Annotated in this window: 18 protein-coding genes; 6 read left to right on the top strand and 12 right to left on the bottom strand. The window is 41.9% G+C overall.

The features are described 5' to 3' along the window. The first annotated feature begins 8 nt into the window (after window positions 1-8). From DQ356_RS00155 to DQ356_RS00145, 3 genes are all read left to right on the top strand, one after another. Entirely contained in the window at window positions 9-908 is a 900-nt protein-coding gene (locus DQ356_RS00155; protein ID WP_114302457.1) for a DUF6427 family protein, read from the top strand. An 8-nt stretch (window positions 909-916) separates the two neighbouring features. Then, the gene (locus DQ356_RS00150; RefSeq protein WP_114302456.1) at window positions 917-1,510 is read left to right on the top strand and encodes a DUF3109 family protein; all 594 of its coding nucleotides are present in this window, start codon (window positions 917-919) and stop codon (window positions 1,508-1,510) included. 68 nt (window positions 1,511-1,578) lie between these two features. Next, window positions 1,579-2,235, top strand: coding sequence for an MgtC/SapB family protein (locus DQ356_RS00145; protein ID WP_114302455.1), 657 nt, complete (start codon window positions 1,579-1,581; stop codon window positions 2,233-2,235). A gap of 53 nt (window positions 2,236-2,288) precedes the next feature. Here DQ356_RS00145 and DQ356_RS00140 read toward each other — a convergent pair whose 3' ends face one another. The 9 genes from DQ356_RS00140 to DQ356_RS00100 form a co-directional block, all read right to left on the bottom strand. After that, window positions 2,289-3,626 carry a trigger factor gene (locus DQ356_RS00140; protein WP_114302454.1) on the bottom strand — a complete coding sequence of 446 codons (1,338 nt, stop codon included), beginning with the start codon at window positions 3,624-3,626 and terminating at the stop codon, window positions 2,289-2,291. Between the two features lie 136 nt (window positions 3,627-3,762). Next, entirely contained in the window at window positions 3,763-4,320 is a 558-nt protein-coding gene (locus tag DQ356_RS00135) for a hypothetical protein (RefSeq protein WP_114302453.1), read from the bottom strand. A gap of 34 nt (window positions 4,321-4,354) precedes the next feature. After that, window positions 4,355-6,739, bottom strand: a complete 2,385-nt coding sequence (locus DQ356_RS00130; protein ID WP_114302452.1) for a TonB-dependent receptor — start codon at window positions 6,737-6,739, stop codon at window positions 4,355-4,357. Window positions 6,740-6,846: 107 nt separating this feature from the next. Continuing rightward, window positions 6,847-7,200, bottom strand: a complete 354-nt coding sequence (locus tag DQ356_RS00125) for a hypothetical protein (protein WP_114302451.1) — start codon at window positions 7,198-7,200, stop codon at window positions 6,847-6,849. 20 nt (window positions 7,201-7,220) lie between these two features. Further along, window positions 7,221-9,161 (bottom strand): ATP-binding cassette domain-containing protein, encoded by a 1,941-nt coding sequence (locus DQ356_RS00120; RefSeq protein WP_114302791.1) that lies wholly within the window; start codon window positions 9,159-9,161, stop codon window positions 7,221-7,223. A 123-nt stretch (window positions 9,162-9,284) separates the two neighbouring features. Further along, a complete protein-coding gene (locus DQ356_RS00115; RefSeq protein WP_114302450.1) occupies window positions 9,285-9,698 on the bottom strand; it encodes a hypothetical protein in 414 nt (137 codons plus the stop codon). A gap of 150 nt (window positions 9,699-9,848) precedes the next feature. Beyond that, entirely contained in the window at window positions 9,849-10,820 is a 972-nt protein-coding gene (locus DQ356_RS00110; protein ID WP_114302449.1) for a LuxE/PaaK family acyltransferase, read from the bottom strand. A 32-nt stretch (window positions 10,821-10,852) separates the two neighbouring features. After that, window positions 10,853-11,635: a UDP-2,3-diacylglucosamine diphosphatase gene (locus DQ356_RS00105; protein WP_114302790.1), complete on the bottom strand. Its 783-nt coding sequence runs from the start codon at window positions 11,633-11,635 to the stop codon at window positions 10,853-10,855. Window positions 11,636-11,639: 4 nt separating this feature from the next. Next, the gene (locus DQ356_RS00100) at window positions 11,640-12,083 is read right to left on the bottom strand and encodes a 6-pyruvoyl trahydropterin synthase family protein (protein ID WP_114302448.1); all 444 of its coding nucleotides are present in this window, start codon (window positions 12,081-12,083) and stop codon (window positions 11,640-11,642) included. On the opposite strand from DQ356_RS00100, the gene DQ356_RS00095 reads away from it, so the two are divergent. Then, complete coding sequence (locus DQ356_RS00095) at window positions 12,073-12,807, top strand: ComF family protein (RefSeq protein ID WP_228420570.1); 735 nt, start codon at window positions 12,073-12,075, stop codon at window positions 12,805-12,807. The two genes, DQ356_RS00100 and DQ356_RS00095, sit on opposite strands and share 11 nt — an antisense overlap. Before the next feature lie 36 nt (window positions 12,808-12,843). Here the strand turns inward: DQ356_RS00095 and upp are convergent, their stop codons facing one another. Further along, window positions 12,844-13,494 (bottom strand): uracil phosphoribosyltransferase, encoded by a 651-nt coding sequence (gene upp / locus DQ356_RS00090; RefSeq protein WP_114302447.1) that lies wholly within the window; start codon window positions 13,492-13,494, stop codon window positions 12,844-12,846. Window positions 13,495-13,617: 123 nt separating this feature from the next. On the opposite strand from upp, the gene DQ356_RS00085 reads away from it, so the two are divergent. Then, window positions 13,618-14,211 (top strand): DUF417 family protein, encoded by a 594-nt coding sequence (locus tag DQ356_RS00085; RefSeq protein ID WP_114302788.1) that lies wholly within the window; start codon window positions 13,618-13,620, stop codon window positions 14,209-14,211. On the opposite strand, the gene DQ356_RS00080 is transcribed toward DQ356_RS00085, so the two are convergent. Beyond that, complete coding sequence (locus DQ356_RS00080; protein ID WP_114302446.1) at window positions 14,198-14,803, bottom strand: fumarylacetoacetate hydrolase family protein; 606 nt, start codon at window positions 14,801-14,803, stop codon at window positions 14,198-14,200. The genes DQ356_RS00085 and DQ356_RS00080 overlap by 14 nt on opposite strands. A gap of 327 nt (window positions 14,804-15,130) precedes the next feature. Further along, window positions 15,131-16,096 (bottom strand): SPFH domain-containing protein, encoded by a 966-nt coding sequence (locus tag DQ356_RS00075; RefSeq protein ID WP_114302445.1) that lies wholly within the window; start codon window positions 16,094-16,096, stop codon window positions 15,131-15,133. Window positions 16,097-16,648: 552 nt separating this feature from the next. Here DQ356_RS00075 and DQ356_RS00070 point away from each other — a divergent pair. Then, window positions 16,649-19,906: a collagen-binding domain-containing protein gene (locus DQ356_RS00070; RefSeq protein WP_114302444.1), complete on the top strand. Its 3,258-nt coding sequence runs from the start codon at window positions 16,649-16,651 to the stop codon at window positions 19,904-19,906.

Below are 19,906 nucleotides of genomic sequence, written 5' to 3'. Positions count from 1 at the left end.
TAAGAAAAATGTTCAAATTACTTTCAAAAGAAAGCAATATTTTTTCGATACCGGTGTATATTGTGTTTTTACTGTTGATGGTGATTGCGTTCAATATATTCAAATTTAGTACCTTAGATGTCGTTTCTACAGTGGTTACTTTCGCAGGAATCGCTTTGGGCTATTTTTGTTTTAACACAATTGGGTTGAATTATCAAACCCATCTTCCGCTGTTTCTGTACACCTTTTTTATTTTTGCTTTTTATCCCGGAGATTTGGATATTGGGATTGCCGTCGCCTTGCTCACCAATTCTTTCATTATTCTTACTTTAACTCATAATGACGAGGAACTTAGGAGAAAATCTATTGTTCTGGTCGGAGCTATTTTAGCCCTCAATTATCTTGTACTTCCCGCTACCTGGCCTATGGCAGTGTTCGTTTTGTTGCACATTATCATTACGTCCGGCAGAATTCTACTTCACTTGTTCCGTCTTTTGTTCGGCGCTTTACTGATTGTGATAAGTTATTTCACCATCATGTATTTTTTTGGGTTTCACAGTTGGGATGAGGCCTACTTTCCGTTTAAAGATTTTAGAGTCAATACGGAGTTCCATCAGCTGCTGTACCTGATTCCCGTTGCTTTGTTTCTTATCCTTGCTGTCGCAGATCATTTCGCAAATTTCAATAAGAAAAGCCCTGTCAGCAAATTTAAGTATACCTTTGTCCTGATATTTTCGGCAGCCCAACTCACTACGGTGGTGCTTTATATGGGAAATCATTATGAATTTCTGCTTCTGATGGCTTTGCCTGCGAGCATTATTCTGAGCCGGCTGCTAAGGTTTGGAAAGAAAATGTGGCAAAAGGAACTCGGATTATTTCTCATTATTGCTTCTTTGCTGGCTTTTAAACTTACTTTTTTTAATCTTTAAACTTAAAAATGATACAAATTGATGATAAATTAATCTCTGAGGATATATTCGCTCAAGAGTTTGTCTGTAATCTTACCAAATGTAAAGGTGCCTGTTGTGTAGAAGGCGATGTAGGCGCGCCTCTGGATAAGGAAGAAACCAAAATTCTGGAGGAAATTCTCGATAAAGTAAAACCCTACCTTCGTCCGGAAGGCGTGAAGGCCTTGGAAGAACAGGGAACGTGGACGGTAGATCCTATGGATGGTGATTTCGTTACTCCTATGGTGAACGGCGAAGAATGTGCATATGTTATTTTTGACGAAAGAGGGATCACCAAATGCGGCATTGAGAAAGCGTATGAAGATGGTGCGATCGATTGGCAGAAACCCATTTCCTGCCATTTGTATCCGATTCGGGTACAGGAATATTCTACTTTCACGGCAATGAACTATCATGAATGGCCTATTTGCAGCGATGCATGTACGTTGGGGAAAGAACTTCAGGTTCCGGTGTATCAGTTTTTGAAAACCCCGTTGATCCGCAAATATGGCGAAGAGTTCTATGCGACTTTGTCTGAAGCTGCAATAGAATGGAAAAAGGAATTCGGAGACGGAATTTTATAAATTAAAAAATGCACTGTATAAGGTCAATGAGACGAAGGTTTATTATTTTCGGTTCCTAAATAGAGGACATGATAGAGTATCTAGATCATATCGAAATGACCGATGTTTACAAAGCTCTGTTTGCGCTCATCGCAGGGCTCATTCTGGGTTACGAAAGAGAGATGAAGGACAAATCAGCAGGGTTGAAAACCATTACCATTATTTGTTTGGGCTCAGCACTTTTTACCATTATTTCTATGAAAATAGGGGTCGGAACAAATGATCCGGGGAGAATTGCAGCCAACATTATTACCGGGATTGGATTTCTGGGTGCAGGTGTTATTTTTAAATCCGGATTTAATGTGTACGGACTCACTACAGCCGGCATCATCTGGATGTCTGCAGCAATAGGGATGGCTATTGGTTTCGGTTATGTGGCTCTGGGCGGTATTTTTTTGATTTCCTCATTATTGGTCATTTACATTTCAAAATATTTCGTGTATTGGCTCATGCCGCAGCACAATAGCCGGGTACTTAAAATAAGTTTACCGGAAGAAGAAGCTCCTGCCAGAAACGAGATTATTGAAAAAATTGGAAGTTTTGCCATTCATCACAGCGAAATTTACATCGAAAAATATGACGGAAAAGTAGAAGTAACCGTAGAACTTCAAATTCATGGAAAGAAGATTAGATTACTGGAGGATTACCTGCTGAGTGAAAAGAAGTTGAGCAGCTTTAAGTTTTAGCCAAAAAAAATTCCGCTTCATTGTGAAACGGAATTGTTGGTTTTCAGTGAGAATTACTTCTTATTTACTTCCTCTAGAAATTCGTCGTGTGAAATATTGGTTTCTTTCTTTGATGCTTTCTCGAGAATTACATCTTTCAGTTTAGCCATCGCCACTTCTGATGAAATCTGACGCACCTGCTCTTCTTCTTTCAGCATTTCCACAGCATATTTCTGTACTTCCTCATCTTGCAAGTGGTGAATTCCGTACATCGCCAATTGGTTTCTCACCATCTGTTCAGCTTGTGCCAATACATCGGCGTAATCCAGTTTAATGTTGTTATCATTCATCAGTTTTCCTTCAATTATCTGATGCTTGATGCTTGCTTTTTCAGCTTCAAGTACTTCTTTAGCCTGCTCTTCAGTTCTGATATTTTCGTTGCTGAACATGAGCCATTTGATAAGAAAATTTTCCGGAAGCTGTACTTCTTCTTTTTCTGTGATCTGTTCCAGAATATTGTTTACAAAAAACACATCGGCATTTTGCTGGAAATATTCGTCCAGTTCAGTTTTCACTTTATTTTTCAGTTCTTCTTCAGAATTGATGGTACCTTCGCCATATACTTTATCAAAAAGTTCCTGATTCAGTTCGTGAGGGTTCAGTCCGTAGAAATCTTTTACCGTAACTTCAATCTCGTCATGGTGAAGATGTTCTGCATCGGCTTTATTGAATCCCAGTTCTTTTGCCAGCGTTTCATTTTTCTGAATCTCTTCTTTGGACACTTTTACAGATTCATCCATTTTCAAAGATTTCACCAGTTTGAAAGCATCTTTATTCTCAGCGCTAATAGTTACTTTCTTTGGCGGATGGTTGTGTTCGCCTTCCGCATTTTCTTCCACAACCTGCGCTACCTCCAAGGAAATATAGCTGTCTTTTCCTATTTTATCCTGTGGAACCTGCTCTGCGAAACGCTTTTGCATATTTTCCACAGACTGGTTGATTTCTTTGTCTGAAGCCTCCACTTTGAAATACGGAGCTTCATATTTGCTCAGGTCGATACTGAAATTAGGTTCATAACCTACTTCAAAAGCCACGGAAAGTTGATCTGCTTTATGGTCAAAATCATTCATCGGCTCCGGAACAGGCTGGCCTACGAGTTTTAAATTATTTTCATTGATATAATTGTTCAGGGTATCGCTTACCAGTTTGTTAATTTCTTCAAAAGCAATAGGCGCTTCATATTGCCTTTTCACCAGACTCATCGGTACCTTGCCTTTCCTGAAGCCCGGAACCTGCGCATTCTTAGCATAGTTATGAAGCTGTTTTTCTACTTTCTCTTTATAATCTGCTCTGTCTACCGTTACGGTGAGTAATGCGCTGACTTCATCGTGGTTTTTTGCTGTAACCTTCATTATATTAATTGATTTTTTTTATTAAAAATTCGGTTTGCAAAAATAGGAAATTTTTATTAAAATATTCTTCATTATCAGGAAAGTATTCTCAAATAAAAATCCCATTATTGCGCCGAATTTCCTTTGTGGAAAGTAATTATTGAATGTCAATTTTAATGTCGGCATCAGCTTCGCCACCGGTTACTTTCCCTTGCTGATTACTTGCAGAAGGAAAATGGTCATCCACAGCTACCGACTGATGGTAGAGTTTAATAAAGACTTTTGCTGATACCGGGGCGCTGGTAATGCTCCATTCTGTTTTCAGTCCCAGTTTTTTTCCGTCATTTCTTACTACATCACCGTCGGTTCTCATCAGGTTTGCGGTAATTCCGCCAAATTCGTAGGTGATGAAATGCTGGTCTTTTTCTTCAATGATTTCGTCCAGCATACTTTCGTACTCACCATCATGTTTATGAAAGAAATCTACACTTACGGAGTAGGTTTTCCCGTTTTCCAGCATCAGCGGACTGTCTGCATTTCCGCCGATATAACTGATGATTTGCACATTTCCAGTATTTCCGCTTTCAGTGACGGTAAGCGTTACTTTTTCGATTTCTTCATGTTCATGAATGTCTTCGGGAACATCATTTCCCCGGCAGGAAAACATAAGAAAAGCTAAAGAAAAAAGAACGGCGATATTGAGAATATTTTTCATTGTAAATGAATTTTAAGTTGGATTTAATTTGATTTTAAAATTGATAATGTAAATTAAGAATCAGGCTTCTGCCTAATTCCGGTGCGAAATACCGAAGCCGGTTCAAAGCATCACGGTATTCGGTGTTTAAAAGATTATTGACGGTCACATTGATATTGAAGTTTTTCAAAATACCCATCCCGGCAGAAAAGTGGAAAAGGCTGTAAGCAGAAGGTGTGCTGCTGGTATCCAAAGTTTTGGAGACAATTGCTCCGTTTTCTATCACATCCAGAGTCTGGTTTCGGATAGGAAACCGGTGCTGTTTCATCACAGTTTCATTTTCAAGTTTAAAGAAAAGACGGGAATCATTTTTGGATTTCCATTCTATTGTATTTCTGAAATGGGCAGGCATCATCAGAATCAGCGGTTCCTCATTTTTCAGATCATCTCCTCGCAGTGCGCTGAAACGGGAAATCCACGTCAGCAGATCATTGATTCCCAGTTCCAGATCGGCATCCACTCCGAAAATTCGCGCTCTCGTTTGCTGATAATCCCAGATCATGAAAACACCCCTGTTGGAATTCTGAATTCCTGTGGGTAGCTGATTAATGAAATTATCCGAAAACAAAAGATAAGGCGAAACTTCAAGCTGAAGCCCGTTCAGAATGTTCAGTTTTGTGGCAGCAGAAAAATTGATGTGATACGATTCTTCCTGCTGTAAACTCAGGTCTCCTTTTTCGATAATGGCTGCGGAATGGTGCAGTCCGTCCGCAAATAGTTCTGCTGCATTCGGAGTTCTGCTGGTTCGGGAGAGATTGAAGGTGCCACTAAAAAATTCTGAAGGAGCAAAACGGATTCCGGCATTGACGGCGATATTGTGAAACTGCAGCTGCGGCCGAACCAAAATGCGGCTGCCGCTTTCAGACATCACAAATTGAGGGAAACGGTCTGCGAAACGTTGATCCCATTCGCTGCGGTCATAGTATTTGTAGGCATCATATTGAGTGAAATCGTAGCGCAGGCCCGCCTCAGCTTTCAGTTGATCGCTGAACTGATACTGAAAGACAGAGAATATTCCGGCATCATAACGTAAATAATCAGGAATTAAACGTCTAGCCTGCGTAGAAGGATCGGGAAAATTATCCTGAAAGTTTCCTTCTATTCCGCTTTCGATCTGCCATTTTTCCCTTTCCAGAAGATGTCCGAATTTTAGGTTGTGCGTCATCAGTTTCAGATCCATGGCAGGGAGCGTGCTGTATTCGCCGCGGCGGATATCATACTCTTTTCTGTGGTTCAGCTGGAAGGCATACTGTAATGAAAATTTCCCTGCATTGTAGAATCTCTTATACATTTCCATCTTCGCGATATGATGGCCTACTTCCTGTTTAGGATGCTGAATCTGATATTGAAAATCGTCCAGATAAACCGATTTTTCATTGCTTAGTGCGCGGTAAAAATCTTCGGAACCTCCCAAATGAGCGCCGCGGAAAATCCCAAACTCCTGATTGATGTGGCTATAACTCAGTTCTATTCCTTGCATGAAACTTCGTTTACCAAAAGAAAAATTGAGGGAATGTTCTTCTGCACCGGTGTTCTGAAGCGTATGACGAGGGATGTAGAGATCACCGAGTTTTTTATAGGTTCCGCCTGCGGTTACAAACCAGCGGTTTTCCCAGGTTCTGGCCAGCTGTACACCGGTTTTGACACCTCTACCATTGGAGATAAATGAAAGGGTTGCATTTCCGGTCAGGGTATCTTTTGCGGGAAAAATCCGCGGTTCCAAAAGTACGGTTCCGCCAGCAGCATCACCACCATATTTCAACATTCCGGCACCTTTCACGACATTGATTCTGTTGAAAGCTGTTGTTTCAATGCTGGGCGCATGTTCTGAACCCCATTCCTGTTCTGCCATCCGGACGCCGTTATTGAAAATCAGTATCCGGCTTCCGTACAAACCATGGATCACAGGTTTTACAATATTATTTCCGGTTTTCAGGGTGCTAACGCCTGAAATGGAACGAAGCAAGTTTCCCAGATTTTCTGAAGAATTCTGAGAAATATCTTCTTTGCTGAGGGTGGAAACAGAAAGCAAACTCTTCGATCGGGTTGCGGAGGAAATCTGAACTTCCTCTATTTCCGTAGCGTGATGCTCCAGTTTTATGGTGAGCCGCAACGGCCGGTCAACCGTGAGTTCTTCTGTGAAGATATCGCAGTCAGGATGCTTAGCGGTCAGGATCTGCAGCCCTTCCGGAATCGACTTAAAAACAAAAATTCCTTCAGCATCGCTGACGGTTTTATGGTTTCCGATGCGCACTTCAGCATTAGCTAAAGGGGAACTGTTGTGGAAATCTATTGTTTTACCTTCTACTCGGAAGGTGGATTGTGCATGAATTCCGGTTATTCCTAAAAGGGAAAACCAGAAGATGAGATAAAACTTCATGAGGTATCGTTTAAATAATTCGGTTTGAAATTCACTGCCAATCTGCTGATAGCCAGAGAATTTCTTGAAATGAAAAGGGAGTACAGAAGAGCTTGCTTCTGTAAGAATTAAATAAAAGATGAAGGAGGTCCCCGAAGTGGTGGAGTATGTCTTTCGGGATTGGAAAAGTATCGCTCGAAAGCGTAATGTTCTTCTGTAAAAAAGAGGGGTTGCGCCACATGAAAACGGAATTCCTGCGGAACCGTGGTGATATTGTGGTGTAATAGATGGCAGGAATAGCAACCGGCAGTTTCGGTATGGTTTCCGGCTTCTGAATATCCGTAAATATCACTGCTTTTTGTTGATGATGATTCTTCCGTATTTCCGTGATGATGAAAACCTGCTGCGAAAAAAGCAGCAAACAGATACATCCCTAAGAAAAAGATGTTCAGCAATTTACTGTTTTTTTTAACGGCTTTCATTGTTTTCAAAGATACAAATTTTATTCCTCAAGCTGAAGAGCAATCTCTTCCCACAATGCCATCGTTTCCTGAAGTTCTTTTTTCAGTTGCTCGTACCGGGAGAGTTCTTCTGCATGGGGATTGGTTTTGCCGAAGATGTCTTCCAATTGCAGAATTTCTCTTTCATAGTCTGCAATTTTCTCTTCTGTCTTTTTCAGTTTGTTCTGCAGCTGTTTCTGTTCTTTTGTGTAAAACGGTGCGGCGTTGGAATCACGAACAACGTGAACTTCTTTCGGGATTTCTGTTTTTATTTCTTCGGCCGTGATTTTGGAATCCAGTTTGGCTTTTTCCATAGAAATTTCGCGCAAGCTTTCCTTTTCACGGTATTCAAGATATTCATCTACAGAGCCGAGGAATTCTTTCATATTGCCGTCTCGGAATTCAAAAATCTTATCTGCCAATCCCTGCAGGAATTCTCTGTCGTGAGAAATAACAATCAGTGTTCCTTCAAACTTCTGCAAAGCCATCTTGATAATTTCCTTGGACTGAATATCGAGGTGATTGGTAGGCTCGTCCATGATAAGTGTATTGAACGGGCGCAGCAAAAGTTTACACAGCGCCAGACGGTTTCTTTCCCCTCCGGAAAGCACCTGCGTTTTTTTCTCCACATCTTCGCCAGAAAAAAGGAAACTTCCCAATAAATCCCGGACACGAGGCCTTGTTTCCTCCGTCGCAGCATCTTCTGCCTCCTGAAGAACGGTTTTCCCGGGTGTGAGTACTTCTTCCTGGTTCTGCGCAAAATAGCCGATGTTCACATTGTGTCCCAAAGTCCATGAACCGGTGTAATCCTGAATGTCTCCAGTCAGAATTTTTGCCAAAGTGGTTTTTCCCTGTCCGTTCTGGCCCAGGAGTGCGATACGTTCGCCCCGTTCTACAAAGAAATTGACACCGTCAAACACTTTTTTATTTCCGTAGGATTTCCCCAGATTTTCAGCTTCAAAAATAACTTTGCCCGGAACGACGGACTGCACAAAACGGATGTTGAATTTAGAGACATCTTCATTGTCCAGTTCTATTCTTTCTATTTTATCCAGCTTTTTGATCAGCGACTGGGCAAAAGAGGCTTTGGTAGCAGAGGCGCGGAAACGGTTGATATTGTCCTCCATCTGTTTGATCTCTGTATCCTGATTTTTTTTGGCCTGTTCCAGTTTTTCTCTTCTTTCGGCGCGCAGTTCCAGATATTTTGTATAGTTGGCTTTGTAATCATCCACTTTCCGGTTGTTGACATCGAAAGTGCGGTTGCACACGGCCGTCATAAACTGTTTGTCGTGACTCACCAGTACGATGGCTCCGCTGTATTCTTTCAGGAAATTCTCCAGCCAGATGATGGATTCCATATCGAGGTGGTTCGTAGGTTCGTCGAGAAGAAGTAGGTCGTTATTCTGAAGCAAGAGTTTGGCGAGCTCAATTCTCATTCTCCATCCTCCGGAAAAAGTATCGGTTATTTTATCGAAATCATCTGCTTTGAAACCCAATCCCAACAGTACTTTTTCCATATCACCTTCTAGATTATAGGCATCGTGATGGTGGAGAAGATCGTTCAGATCGGTCATTCTGAGAATCACTTGATGGTAGGCTTCACTTTCATAATCCGTGCGGGTAGCCAGCTGATGGTTTACTTCTTCCAGTTCCTCTTTCCAACTGTTAATCTGTTCAAAAGCTTGTTGGGTTTCTTCCCAAACGGTGCGGCCTTTTACAAATTCCAGATCCTGCTTCAGAAATCCGATGGTAATATTGCCTTCCGGAACCACCTGTCCTTCAAAGAAATTGATTTCCCCTGAAAGGATTTTCAGCAGAGTAGATTTCCCCGCTCCGTTTTTTCCGACCAGACCGATTTTATCGGCTTTTTTTATAGTAAAGTTGACGTTGCGAAAAAGATAATTTCCCGCATGATGCAGACCTAATCCCTGAACTGATAGCATAGTGTGAAGATAAAGATGAATTTCAGGCTGCAAAAGTAGTGAAAATGCGGGACTTGTTTCCATGAAAAAACCGCTGCGAATCAGCGGTTTTATAAATAACAGTTTATTTTGAGGTTTAATGTTTTAATGTTGTATCGTTACCGGAATGTGCAGCTGGCCTGTGAATCCTGTTTCCTGAATTAATAAGATTTTATTGCCCGTCTGCTCACTGAATATTTTCTCAACTGCGGTATTCAGTGTGGGATTGGCTCCGATAGTAGACACGCTTTTCAGTGTTCCGTTATCAGCGAAATTCAATGTCAGTAATGTGCTCGACTGATCTTTTCCTTTGATAATGCTGTAATCCAGTTTGTAGGAAATATAAAAATCGAGTGCGGATTTTAGATCCAGATCCTTGAAATTTCCGAGTTCAAATTCTTCTTCAGTAATTGTTTCTTCGGTACCGTTCGTCAATCCGGCGAATGAAATATTCATAAAACTCTGACCGTACAAAGAACTGGTAAAGAGAACCAACAGGATGTAAATAATCTTTTTCATGTCATGGTTTTTTGGTGAAACAAAAACTTTAGTACAAAGGTGCATTCTTCTATTCGAAAAGCATTACAAAATTAAATTTGTTCATTACATAATTGTCTATAGTTTTTGTAAAATTCTTTTATTCAGTTGATTACATTGAGTAAAAAAATGTCACGTAACCAAAAGGCTGCAGCCGCGAATATCGGAATGATCCATTCTTCCAAGGATTTGAAAAGTGTCGCCGGTTGATTTTCCCAGATCCTGTGTTGCTATAAAAGAACAGGAATGCCGGTTGGCCAGATCAATAATATTGACAGCACCCGTTCTTCCCTCAGGAAGAAAACGCAAGGGATCTTCAGGATCGCGAATCAGGATTTTCATCCACGCAGGAGTTTTGTATTCGTTGTGTTCTAAAGAATAGGCCTGAGAAAGCAGTTCCGTCATGGAATATTCAGAAAATATTCTTTCTGTACCGAATCCGTTTTTCAGAAGAGAAAGCAGTTCGTCTTTTGTTATTTCCTCTTTCCGGCCTTTCATGCCTCCTGTTTCAATCACGGTCAGTTCCGGAAAGCTAAAGCCGGAAACAACCTCCAAAAAATCGAGTAGGGCGAAAGACACTCCGAATAGAATAACTTTTTTCTGTTGCTTTTTCAGGGTTTCCAGTACGGCAAGAAGTTCGGTATGATTGTAAAGGAAATAACCGTTTTCGGGTTTGCCAGAGGTTTTCATCAGAAAATCAACCATGTAAATGAGAGAAGAATGTTGATTTTCCGAGTAATTGGGCAGCAGACCAAGAAAAATAAAATCTTCCGGAGCACCGATGAACTGAGAAAAGCTACGGTAAATACTCTCTTCGTAAAGTTCAAAATCCGCAATATAATGCCTAGAACGGAGGGTTTGCGTAGTTCCTGAACTTTGAAAATAATGCCCGGCTGTAAAAGAACGGTCAAGAAGGATATGATTTTTGAAGATCTCTATTGGTAGAAACGGAATCTGCTCAATGGTATGGATTTCATCAGGACGAATCTTCAGATAATCTGTAAACGTTCTGTAAATATCCACCTGTTCATACTGGTAACGAAAGGTTTCCAGACAGTGTAGCCTGAAATCTTCTTCGGTTTTGATATGGAAAATGTCATTCATTCAGCCAAGGATATTCACTTTTATAACATATTTTATAAAGAAGAAGATTCCCTCTCAAAGCTTTTCAGTTCAAACTGTTGTCCGTCGAAAACGCCATAGGTGAAGTACGAAATCCAATCGCCCAGATTCACATATTTTGCCTGTCCTTGGTTCAGATCCAGAACCATTGGCAGGTGACGGTGTCCATAAATGAAATAATCTATTTTCTGTGTTTTCAGTTTCTCTTTGGAATAGATGATGAGAAATTCTTTGTCTTCGCCCAGAAATTCCTTGTCTTCCTCTCCGGAAATCATCTTGTTTTTCTGTGAAAAATAAAAGGCAATTTTCATCGCAATATCGGGATGCAGCCATTTGAAAGCCCATTGTGCCAAAGGATTGGTAAAGAGTTTTTTCATCCTTTTGTAGCCTTTGTCGCCCGGGCCCAGTCCGTCGCCATGAGCCAGAAGAAACTTTGTTCCGGAAATCTCCGCATATTGTTTCTCAAAATATACAGAAGCTCCTATTTCCTTCTCGAAATAGTCTTTCATCCAAAGATCATGGTTGCCGATAAAGAAATGGATTTCAATACCTGAATCTTTCAGTTCGGCCAGTTTCCCCAATACTCTTACGAAACCTTTGGGAATGACATATTTCCATTCGTGCCAGAAATCAAAAAGATCGCCCATGAGAAAAAGAACCTGAGCATCAGCTTTTATTTCGTTCAGCCAGCGGATAAATTTATCTTCGCGCTGCTTACTCTCTGCAGGATTGGGTGCTCCGAAATGCTGATCGGAAGCGAAATAGATCTTTTTATGAGGCGCTAAATTGATATTCATGAGACTAATTTTCCTCGGCGATCCATTCGCCATAGGAATTTTCGGTTTCGTGGAGTTTCAGATAGGCCAAAGAAATTCCATCCGGCAGACGGGATTTTATTCTGGAAGCAATAGCGTAGAGCATATTTTCACAGGTCGGCTGGAAATCACAGTAAATGACTTTGTGTCCTTTCTGTTCCAGATCCTGTCCGAGTTCAATGTGCGGCGATCCGCCGTGTACCAGAACAGCATGATCCCAGATTTCGGTAATTTCTTCTTTTACAATTTTTTTAATATCACCAAAGTCAATCACCATCCCGTTTTTCGGATGATTCAGATCGTTAATAGGAGTTCCTTTCACGGTTACAAAAAGTTTGTAGGAATGACCGTGCATATTTTTGCATTTACCGTCATAATTGTATAGAACATGGGCGGTTTCGAAAGTGAAAATTTTGGTGATGCGTATCATGGATGCAAAGGTACAGTTTTTTTGGATTGAGGATGGAAGTGTGGATTCCGCAGAAATAATTATCTTTATTCCCATGTTACTGGATCTGCTTTTTCCGAACCGTTGTCTGCACTGCAATAGGATTATACAGGGTGATCAGCTGGTCTGTGAGTTATGCTTTGTTCAGATTCACTTTACACACTGGAATTTCTTAGATGACAATGAACTGAAACACAAGTGTACGCTTCTCTTTCCGGTACAACATGCCTTTGCACTGGTGCATTTTGAAGAGGAAGGCCTTTCGCGCAAAATCATTCATGCCCTGAAATACAGCGGAAGAGAAAAAGCAGGTTTGGTGATTGCCGATTGGACAGCAGATCATGTGGATTTCGGGACAAAAAAACCGGATCTTCTGGTGACGGTGCCGCTTCATCCAAAAAAACTGAGGAAAAGAGGGTATAATCAACTGCACCTTTTCACGGAGAAACTATCCGAACAATGGCAAATTCCGTTTGATCATGAACTGATCCACCGAAATTATAACAGAAAAGCGCAGGCTTTGCAGGATAAGTCCCACCGGAAACAGACAGAAAATCTTTTTTCACTGACTAAACCCGTTCAGCACCGTCATATTCTAATTATTGACGACGTATTCACGACAGGGAACACCATGAGTGCTGTCGCCTGGGAAATCCTCAAGTCCGGGAATAACACCGTAAGTGTTCTGGTAATGGCTTTGGATTAATTGAAAAGATATTAAATCTGAAAACTGAATCCTTTTTTAACGTTGCAGTTTTTCTCCGTAACTTAAGTCTCCGGCATCGCCCAATCCCGGACTGATGTACCCTTTGGAAGTAAGATGGTCATCCATAGCACCCACCCAAATGTGGGCTTCAGGGTAGGCTTTTTCTAGTGTTTCCACGCCTTCTCTGCTGGCAATGGCGGCTACAATATGCAGTTGCGAAGGCTTTCCATGATTCAGAAGATCTTTCAGTGCTTCTATCAGACTTGCTCCTGTCGCAAGCATGGGATCGGCTACAATAAGCGGCCGTCCGTCGATATTCGGGCAGGTAAGATAATCCTGTTTGATGGAGAAATAATCGTTGGCATCGTGCTTTCTGTAAGCGGCAACAAAACCACAATCGGCTTCGTCGAAGTAATTTAAAATTCCCTGAAAAAGGGGAACACCGGCTCTCAGAATGGTAGTAACAACGGGTTGCACGGCGATATCTTTGACTTGAACTGTATCCAGAGGAGTCTGAATTTCAAGTTCAGTCTGTTTCAAACCTTTGCTGATTTCATAAGCGGCAATTTCACCAATGCGTTCCAGATTCCGGCGGAACTTCATGCGGTCTTGTTGGGTGTTCACATTCCGAAGCGCATTGATCCACGAATTCACGAGGGAAAATTCGTTTGAAAGTATTGTTGTCATGAGATGATTATTAAAATGTAAAGGTATTTTATCGGGTTGATTTGTGCAAGTCAGTTTGGAGACCTGAAATTCCTGTCCTTCTTATTTTTCATAAATTTGCAGTCATTTAAAAGTATGGAGATCATGAAAACCTTTATTAATTTCATAGCTGTCAGTCAGAGGCATTTTATTAATGTTGCCCGAGCAGCAATTCTGATTGTGATGGTGTGGATTGGCGGACTGAAAATATACCAGTACGAAGCCGACGGTATTGTGCCGTTTGTAGCTAACAGTCCGCTGATGTCGTTTTTCTATTCCAAAGAGGCTCCCGAATATCAGGAATATAAAAATCCGGAAGGCAAAACGGTTCAGAAGAATATCGACTGGCACACGGAAAACCGAACCTATGTGTTCTCTTATGGGCTGGGTGCAGTGATTATCGTTATCGGGATACTCACTTTTCTCGGAATATGGTTTCCCCGGATAGGATTTTGGGGTGGGATGCTCACCTTCGGAATGTCTCTGGTGACTCTTTCCTTTCTGATCACCACGCCGGAAGTGTACGTTCCCAATTTGGGCGGTGATTTTCCTACTCCTCAACACGGATTTCCTTACCTGTCCGGAGCGGGGCGCCTGGTGCTGAAAGATGTTATTATGCTGGCTGTCGGATTGATTTGCGCTTCCGACTGTGCTCAGAAATTAAGGGATACCACCGTTTACCGTTCTAACAGATGGTAATGTCCATTATTTTTTTATTTTCCAGCCAGGCTTCCAGAAGGTCGTTTTCTGCTATTTTTCCTACGCCTTTCGGTGTGCCGGTGAAGATGAGGTCGCCGGTGCGAAGGGTGAAAAACTGGGAAACAAAAGAGATGATTTCGTCGAAGGAAAACATCATGTCGCGGGTGTTTCCGCTCTGTACCACAGTCTTATTTTTCTGAAGTGAAAAGCTAAGGTTCTCCAGATTAAATTCTGATTTTGAGTAAAAGGAACTTACCGCTGCTGATCCGTCAAAGCCTTTCGCCAGTTCCCAAGGCAGTCCTTTGGATTTCAGTTCCGACTGGAGATCGCGTGCCGTAAAATCGATACCCAAACCTATTTCATGATAATACTGAGAAGCATTTTCTTTAAGAATATATTTCCCGTTTCTGGAGATTTTCAGGACTACTTCCAGTTCGTAATGGATGTCCTGTGAGAATTCGGGGAGATAGAAATCGCGGCCTTTCAGCAGTGCAGTGTCGGGTTTCATAAAGATCACCGGTTTTTCCGGTATTTCATTTCCGAGTTCTTCGGCGTGTTCGCGGTAGTTTCTTCCGATGCAGATGATTTTCATGGTGCAAATTTAGTGAAAACTTACTATTGTCTGTGGTGAGATGGACACAATGCTAAGGCTATGCGAAAGATAATATGAGTTTACAAAAAAGCGTGAGTACTATATTATCCCGATGAAATAGGCACCTGCCCATCGGTAATCCCAATTTTGCAAACGGGCAGACTGGATGTATTTATTTTGAAATTTGGACATTATCATTCTGTTTTAAGGCGTGGTATGGTATGTTGCATGCAAATGAAGACGTTGCGTGTAATTGAAGACGTTGCGTTCAACGTCTCTATATGCCGTTTTGTCAATTTTCGTCTATTCTCTATGTTCCGATTCGGGTTACTTACTCAGATTCAACAGCGTTCCGCTGCCGCTTCCTAATGTGGTTGTCGGCATGACACCGTCCCATTTCAGCACGCGCTGGTATTCCACATAGGTAGGCGTAATTTCCTGTTGCTTCAGGCTGATCGCTTTTGCATCTGCCTGCGCACGAATAACAATAGAGGCAGAATCACCTTTTGCCAACTGGATTTTTCTCTGCGCATCGGCCTGAGCAACACGTGCCTGCGCTTCCGCTTTAATTGCGTCTGCATCGGCTGTCGCCTTGTCTTCAATGGACTGGCGGATGGCTTTCGGCGGCTGGATATTGGTTTTCAACTGAGAAACCATAAACCATTTCCCGATTCTTTTATTTACTTCCGACAGAATTTCCGCTTCGTAGGTTTCCCGGTTGTTGAAGAGGTAATCAATCGAATGCCGGTTTGCCACATCATTGATGGCACCAATGATGGCGTTGTTCAGCCATCCGTCCTGAATAGCTTCCAGTCCGCCTTTCTTGTAGGTAGACCTCAGGTTCGTAAACATATCTGACGCGGTAGATTCCTTCACAGAATAGTTGAATGAAGGTTTAATCGGGCAGGGGAAACCGCCTTTCGCTACGATGATGGATTCCGGATATTCGATATGCCGCTGATCGAGCGGGATTTCCTGAATTTCCTGGGTGTATTTGTTGTAGAACACTACTCCTGAAACTTCTTCGGTATCGGAAACACCTCTTCGGTCGCCCAGCAAATTGATGAGCAGGCCTTTGTGTCCCACGCTGATGACATCATAATTCATAGGCTGTGCCAAGGCGGCAAGTGCTGCAAGCAGGATAAAGGTTACGGGTTTCCATTTCACGCCGTTGGCAACCTGTTTGCCGTATTTATCGGGTGGAGTGTAGGTGAGAATATCGAGTTTTTTGGTAATGATTCCGACGATCACCACAATGGCGATCAGGACAAGAAGTAAAAATGTTAAAGACATAGTTAGTTTTTAGAATGTAGGTTTTAAAGATACTCTTTTTGTGGAATTCTGCAAAAACCAACTTGCATCCACAAGGTTTCATCTATGTCAGTAGAGTTTACGCAGTTTGGAGATTCCTCTAAATGGTAATCATTTGTTTTGTTCCGGTATTTGGCGATACCGTGGCTGGAAACAACGTTTTTGAATGTGATGTACAGTGAGGTTATGTTGAAGGCAAGTTTCACAACCTGCCGTTGTAATCAGACAAATTATTTTAGGCTTGTTGTTGGCTGTACTTACTTATTATACCTGTTGTGCATGCTTAAAACCAAAGAAAAGCAACGTCCGATGTCGTGGATTTGCAATCCGTATCAGGTGCAATTTAACGTTTTGCGCCTTTGCATGAATCTAGCGATTTCATCTTTGCATTTTTACGTAGATAAGAAAGTGTCGCAGAATCAAAACAACTTTTATTTACATGATATTTTACAGATAATATGTAAAAAATAGCAAGTTCTGTAAAAGAACTTTAAAAATGAATTATCTTTGCAGCACAAATGATAAAAAACACAAATGAAATCACAACTATTCTTAGTTTGGGTGTTGCTTCTGTGTGGATCCTTCCTGCGATCTCAGAACCCTGTCAGTCCTGCTTTGGGCTTTAACGTTTTTGTAGAAAACAATCTCGAACTGAAATCAAACGAATCGGAAGGCCCGGTTGCCGCCGGAGGTAATCTGACGATTGCTGGAAATTATCAGGTGGCCATTCACAATGCCGGAAGCTTTCTGGTCGGCGGTCAGGCGATTGGTCTCGTTGTGGGCGGTAAACTGCTTTTCCAGGGCAACGGCGACCTGAAGTTGAATAAAGGCTATGTGAAAATAGGAGATCTTACCAATGCAAAAGTTTGGTATAAAGACCAAAATGGTGCTAATGCCAATATCAGAATCACGAAGACCAACGGTGGCTACGACAGCACTCCTCGGATTTCTTTACAAAACAACGCCCCGTTTTTCGGAAATGTAAGCCCACAAAATAACCCGGTGAATCAAGGTAATCTGATTGATTTTGCCAGTGCTTTTACGCAGATGAGAGCGGCTTCACTGGATCTTTCTCAATGTACCCATAATGCCAAGCTTACCAACCCGAACGGGAATCCTGTGGATATTGCCAATCTTCCGAATCAGATTAAAATAACGCTGCAGAACGGAATTAATTATCTGAATATTAAAGGAACAGATCTGAACAGTGTTTCGGAAATTACGTTCGTTAATCAGCCAAATGCCAACAGAATTCTGGTGATTAATGTGAATGCTGCAGGAAGTTTCAACTGGAAAGTGTGGAACCAGCCCGGATTTGGCGGAAAAGCCAATTGCCCGTATGTGATTTATAATTTTTATAACGCTACCGAGATCAAAATGGTCAACGGTGATACTGTAGAAGGAACCATTTTTGCGCCTTTTGCTGATGTGGATAAGAATGGACATAGCAGTAATATTGAAGGACAGCTGATTGCAAAATCTTTTAAACAGAATGCCGGGGAAATGCATTACGCCAACTTTTCTGCTTCACTGCCATCATGCGTTGTGGCTCCTGTAATTGCTCCTGTAGCAGATTTTTCCGTGAATGCTGCAGCACAATGTCTGTCAGATCATTCATTTGTTTTTACCAATACTACTACGGGAACGGATCCCGTAACGTATCATTGGGATTTCGGCGACGGTACCATTAGCACGGTGATGAATCCTGTAAAATCATACACAACTCCAGGAACGTATACAGTCTCGATGACTGCTACCAACGCAGCTGGATATAATACCAAAACCAGTACGGTGACGGTGTATCAGTCGGTAACTCCAGTGGTGGATATCACGGGTTCAGTGCCCGGAAATGGTTCGGTAACCAAGCAACTGACTTTAGCCAATGTAAATCTCTTCAGCAGTTTTTCCTGGAATCTGCAGGGAGGAGGAACGGGACTATTCCCGAATCAGAGTGTAGTGAATTTCAACTTCACAGAAGCAGGCCTGTACATCGTGACGGTAAATACTTTGGATGCGAACGGTTGCGCTGGATTGCTTGAAATTCCCATCATCATTGAAGCCGACGACGTTAGCCCCGGAAACGACGGTGGACTCGAAAGTGAAAGCTTGGGAGATGCCGTAACCAAAAGATATTTGCAAAGAAAAAAGAAAAGTCTTCCAACGAAGCTCGAGAAAACAGATGCCTTGATCTTTAATAAAAATGTACTGGCTGCCAATAACGGATATTATGCTTCTCAGAACTCCCTCGCAGGACTTACGATGCTGAATATGTTTCCATCACAGTTGGTGCCCGGGAGTGTAGCTCATGTTACATCTCCTACCGATATTCTGGATTATACCATAGCTGAGGAAGTGCTAAGTGTGGATTTCTCACTGAGCGCGAAAACAAAGGCCGTCGTATTGGGAGTGAGAACGGCCAATAAAGTCTACAACCATACCAAGGCATCCTGCGACAGGCTGAGAGGTGCGGAAATACTGTACGTGAAAACCGTAAAAATAAAAGGGTATAACTTCCTGGAACAGGCCATTAAACAACGAAATGGGTCGGTAGAGTATGCCATCTCTTTTGCGGTCGGGCTGAATGATACAGACTCTCACTATTCGCTTCAGACCAACTGGTTCGTGAAGGAATATATCCAGTCGAAGGATGTGTATAACTTCCAGGTTTGGGCTACAACTCCTGCATATACGGTGAAACTGGTAGAAGATATTCTAACGAATCTCAACGGTTCGCTTCCGGTCATTCAGACAGAAGTTCAAAAACTTCCCAAAACCTATGTTGCGAAAATTTCCAGAGAAGGAATCAATCTGGTGATGAAACTGAGAAGTGTGGAAAGAGGGCAATCTATCGAGATTGAAATGGAAGAGAACCATACCGAAACCAACGGATACGGAATGCGCTACGAACCACTGAACTCCGACGGGGAACAGACTATCTCCATCGAAATTAAGGATTCTTATGAATTCGACGGGCTAATTAAAGTCAACGGACAGATCCAAGATGCATTCTACCATGCAGACGGAAACTGGGGACTGGATTATGATAAGCAGTACACCAAAATTGAGAATTACAGAGTGTACAATAATTTCGACAGGGTGTACAAAAATGACGAAAAAGCCGTGCACAGAACGGTAAATCTGACCACCAAAACGGATGATTACATCACCTTGTACAAATCTTTATATCCGGGAAATCTTCCTGATGATTACAGCGAATATAAATTTATCGCCTTCACGGCAAAAGGCAGTGGACTGCTGGATATCGGCCTGGTAAAATCTTCGGTGAAAGAGTGGAAAAACCAGTATAAAGCGCCGCTGAATATTAAAAATTACGAACAGACCTATTATATTCCTTTCGATTATTTTAAATCTGAAGGCAACAGTGCGAAGATGACGGTAGAAGACCTCACCACACTTACTTTTACCTTTTTGCCCGCAAAAGCAGAAACCAATATGTTGGATTTGGTCATTAAAGACGTTAAATTCACCAAAACGGCACCCGAAGGTTATGAAAGCCTGCTGACGCTGATGAAGAATGAATATGTGGTGTATCCGAATCCTTCCAACGGAACATTCAATGCTTTGCTGTACAGCGAAATCAACACTTTTGCGAACGTCACCATTTATGACATGACCGGGAAGATTCAGTACAGTACCAAAGTTTTTCTGAATGAAGGCCGGAATGAGTTACTGTTTGAAAACCCCAGCCTTCCGACAGGAGTTCTGATCATGAATATCACAGGATCAGCCGTCAACTACGGAAGCACGAAACTGATGATAAGAAATAAATGA

It is taken from the genome of Chryseobacterium lacus, from assembly GCF_003336205.1.
GTDB classification, from domain to species: domain Bacteria; phylum Bacteroidota; class Bacteroidia; order Flavobacteriales; family Weeksellaceae; genus Chryseobacterium_A; species Chryseobacterium_A lacus.
The sequence above is the reverse complement of the archived record's forward strand: the minus strand, read 5'-3'. Positions and strand labels throughout refer to the sequence as shown.

Coding starts and splice junctions, on each gene's coding strand:
- DQ356_RS00100 (WP_114302448.1), bottom strand. CDS start 12,083: ATGATACGCATCACCAAAATTTTCACTTTCGAAACCGCCCATGTTCTA.
- DQ356_RS00150 (WP_114302456.1), top strand. CDS start 917: ATGATACAAATTGATGATAAATTAATCTCTGAGGATATATTCGCTCAA.
- DQ356_RS00095 (WP_228420570.1), top strand. CDS start 12,073: ATGCGTATCATGGATGCAAAGGTACAGTTTTTTTGGATTGAGGATGGA.
- DQ356_RS00080 (WP_114302446.1), bottom strand. CDS start 14,803: ATGAAAATCATCTGCATCGGAAGAAACTACCGCGAACACGCCGAAGAA.
- DQ356_RS00085 (WP_114302788.1), top strand. CDS start 13,618: ATGAAAACCTTTATTAATTTCATAGCTGTCAGTCAGAGGCATTTTATT.
- DQ356_RS00155 (WP_114302457.1), top strand. CDS start 9: ATGTTCAAATTACTTTCAAAAGAAAGCAATATTTTTTCGATACCGGTG.
- DQ356_RS00105 (WP_114302790.1), bottom strand. CDS start 11,635: ATGAATATCAATTTAGCGCCTCATAAAAAGATCTATTTCGCTTCCGAT.
- DQ356_RS00130 (WP_114302452.1), bottom strand. CDS start 6,739: ATGAAGTTTTATCTCATCTTCTGGTTTTCCCTTTTAGGAATAACCGGA.
- DQ356_RS00120 (WP_114302791.1), bottom strand. CDS start 9,161: ATGCTATCAGTTCAGGGATTAGGTCTGCATCATGCGGGAAATTATCTT.
- upp (WP_114302447.1), bottom strand. CDS start 13,494: ATGACAACAATACTTTCAAACGAATTTTCCCTCGTGAATTCGTGGATC.
- DQ356_RS00075 (WP_114302445.1), bottom strand. CDS start 16,096: ATGTCTTTAACATTTTTACTTCTTGTCCTGATCGCCATTGTGGTGATC.
- DQ356_RS00115 (WP_114302450.1), bottom strand. CDS start 9,698: ATGAAAAAGATTATTTACATCCTGTTGGTTCTCTTTACCAGTTCTTTG.
- DQ356_RS00145 (WP_114302455.1), top strand. CDS start 1,579: ATGATAGAGTATCTAGATCATATCGAAATGACCGATGTTTACAAAGCT.
- DQ356_RS00110 (WP_114302449.1), bottom strand. CDS start 10,820: ATGAATGACATTTTCCATATCAAAACCGAAGAAGATTTCAGGCTACAC.
- DQ356_RS00070 (WP_114302444.1), top strand. CDS start 16,649: ATGAAATCACAACTATTCTTAGTTTGGGTGTTGCTTCTGTGTGGATCC.
- DQ356_RS00135 (WP_114302453.1), bottom strand. CDS start 4,320: ATGAAAAATATTCTCAATATCGCCGTTCTTTTTTCTTTAGCTTTTCTT.
- DQ356_RS00125 (WP_114302451.1), bottom strand. CDS start 7,200: ATGAAAGCCGTTAAAAAAAACAGTAAATTGCTGAACATCTTTTTCTTA.
- DQ356_RS00140 (WP_114302454.1), bottom strand. CDS start 3,626: ATGAAGGTTACAGCAAAAAACCACGATGAAGTCAGCGCATTACTCACC.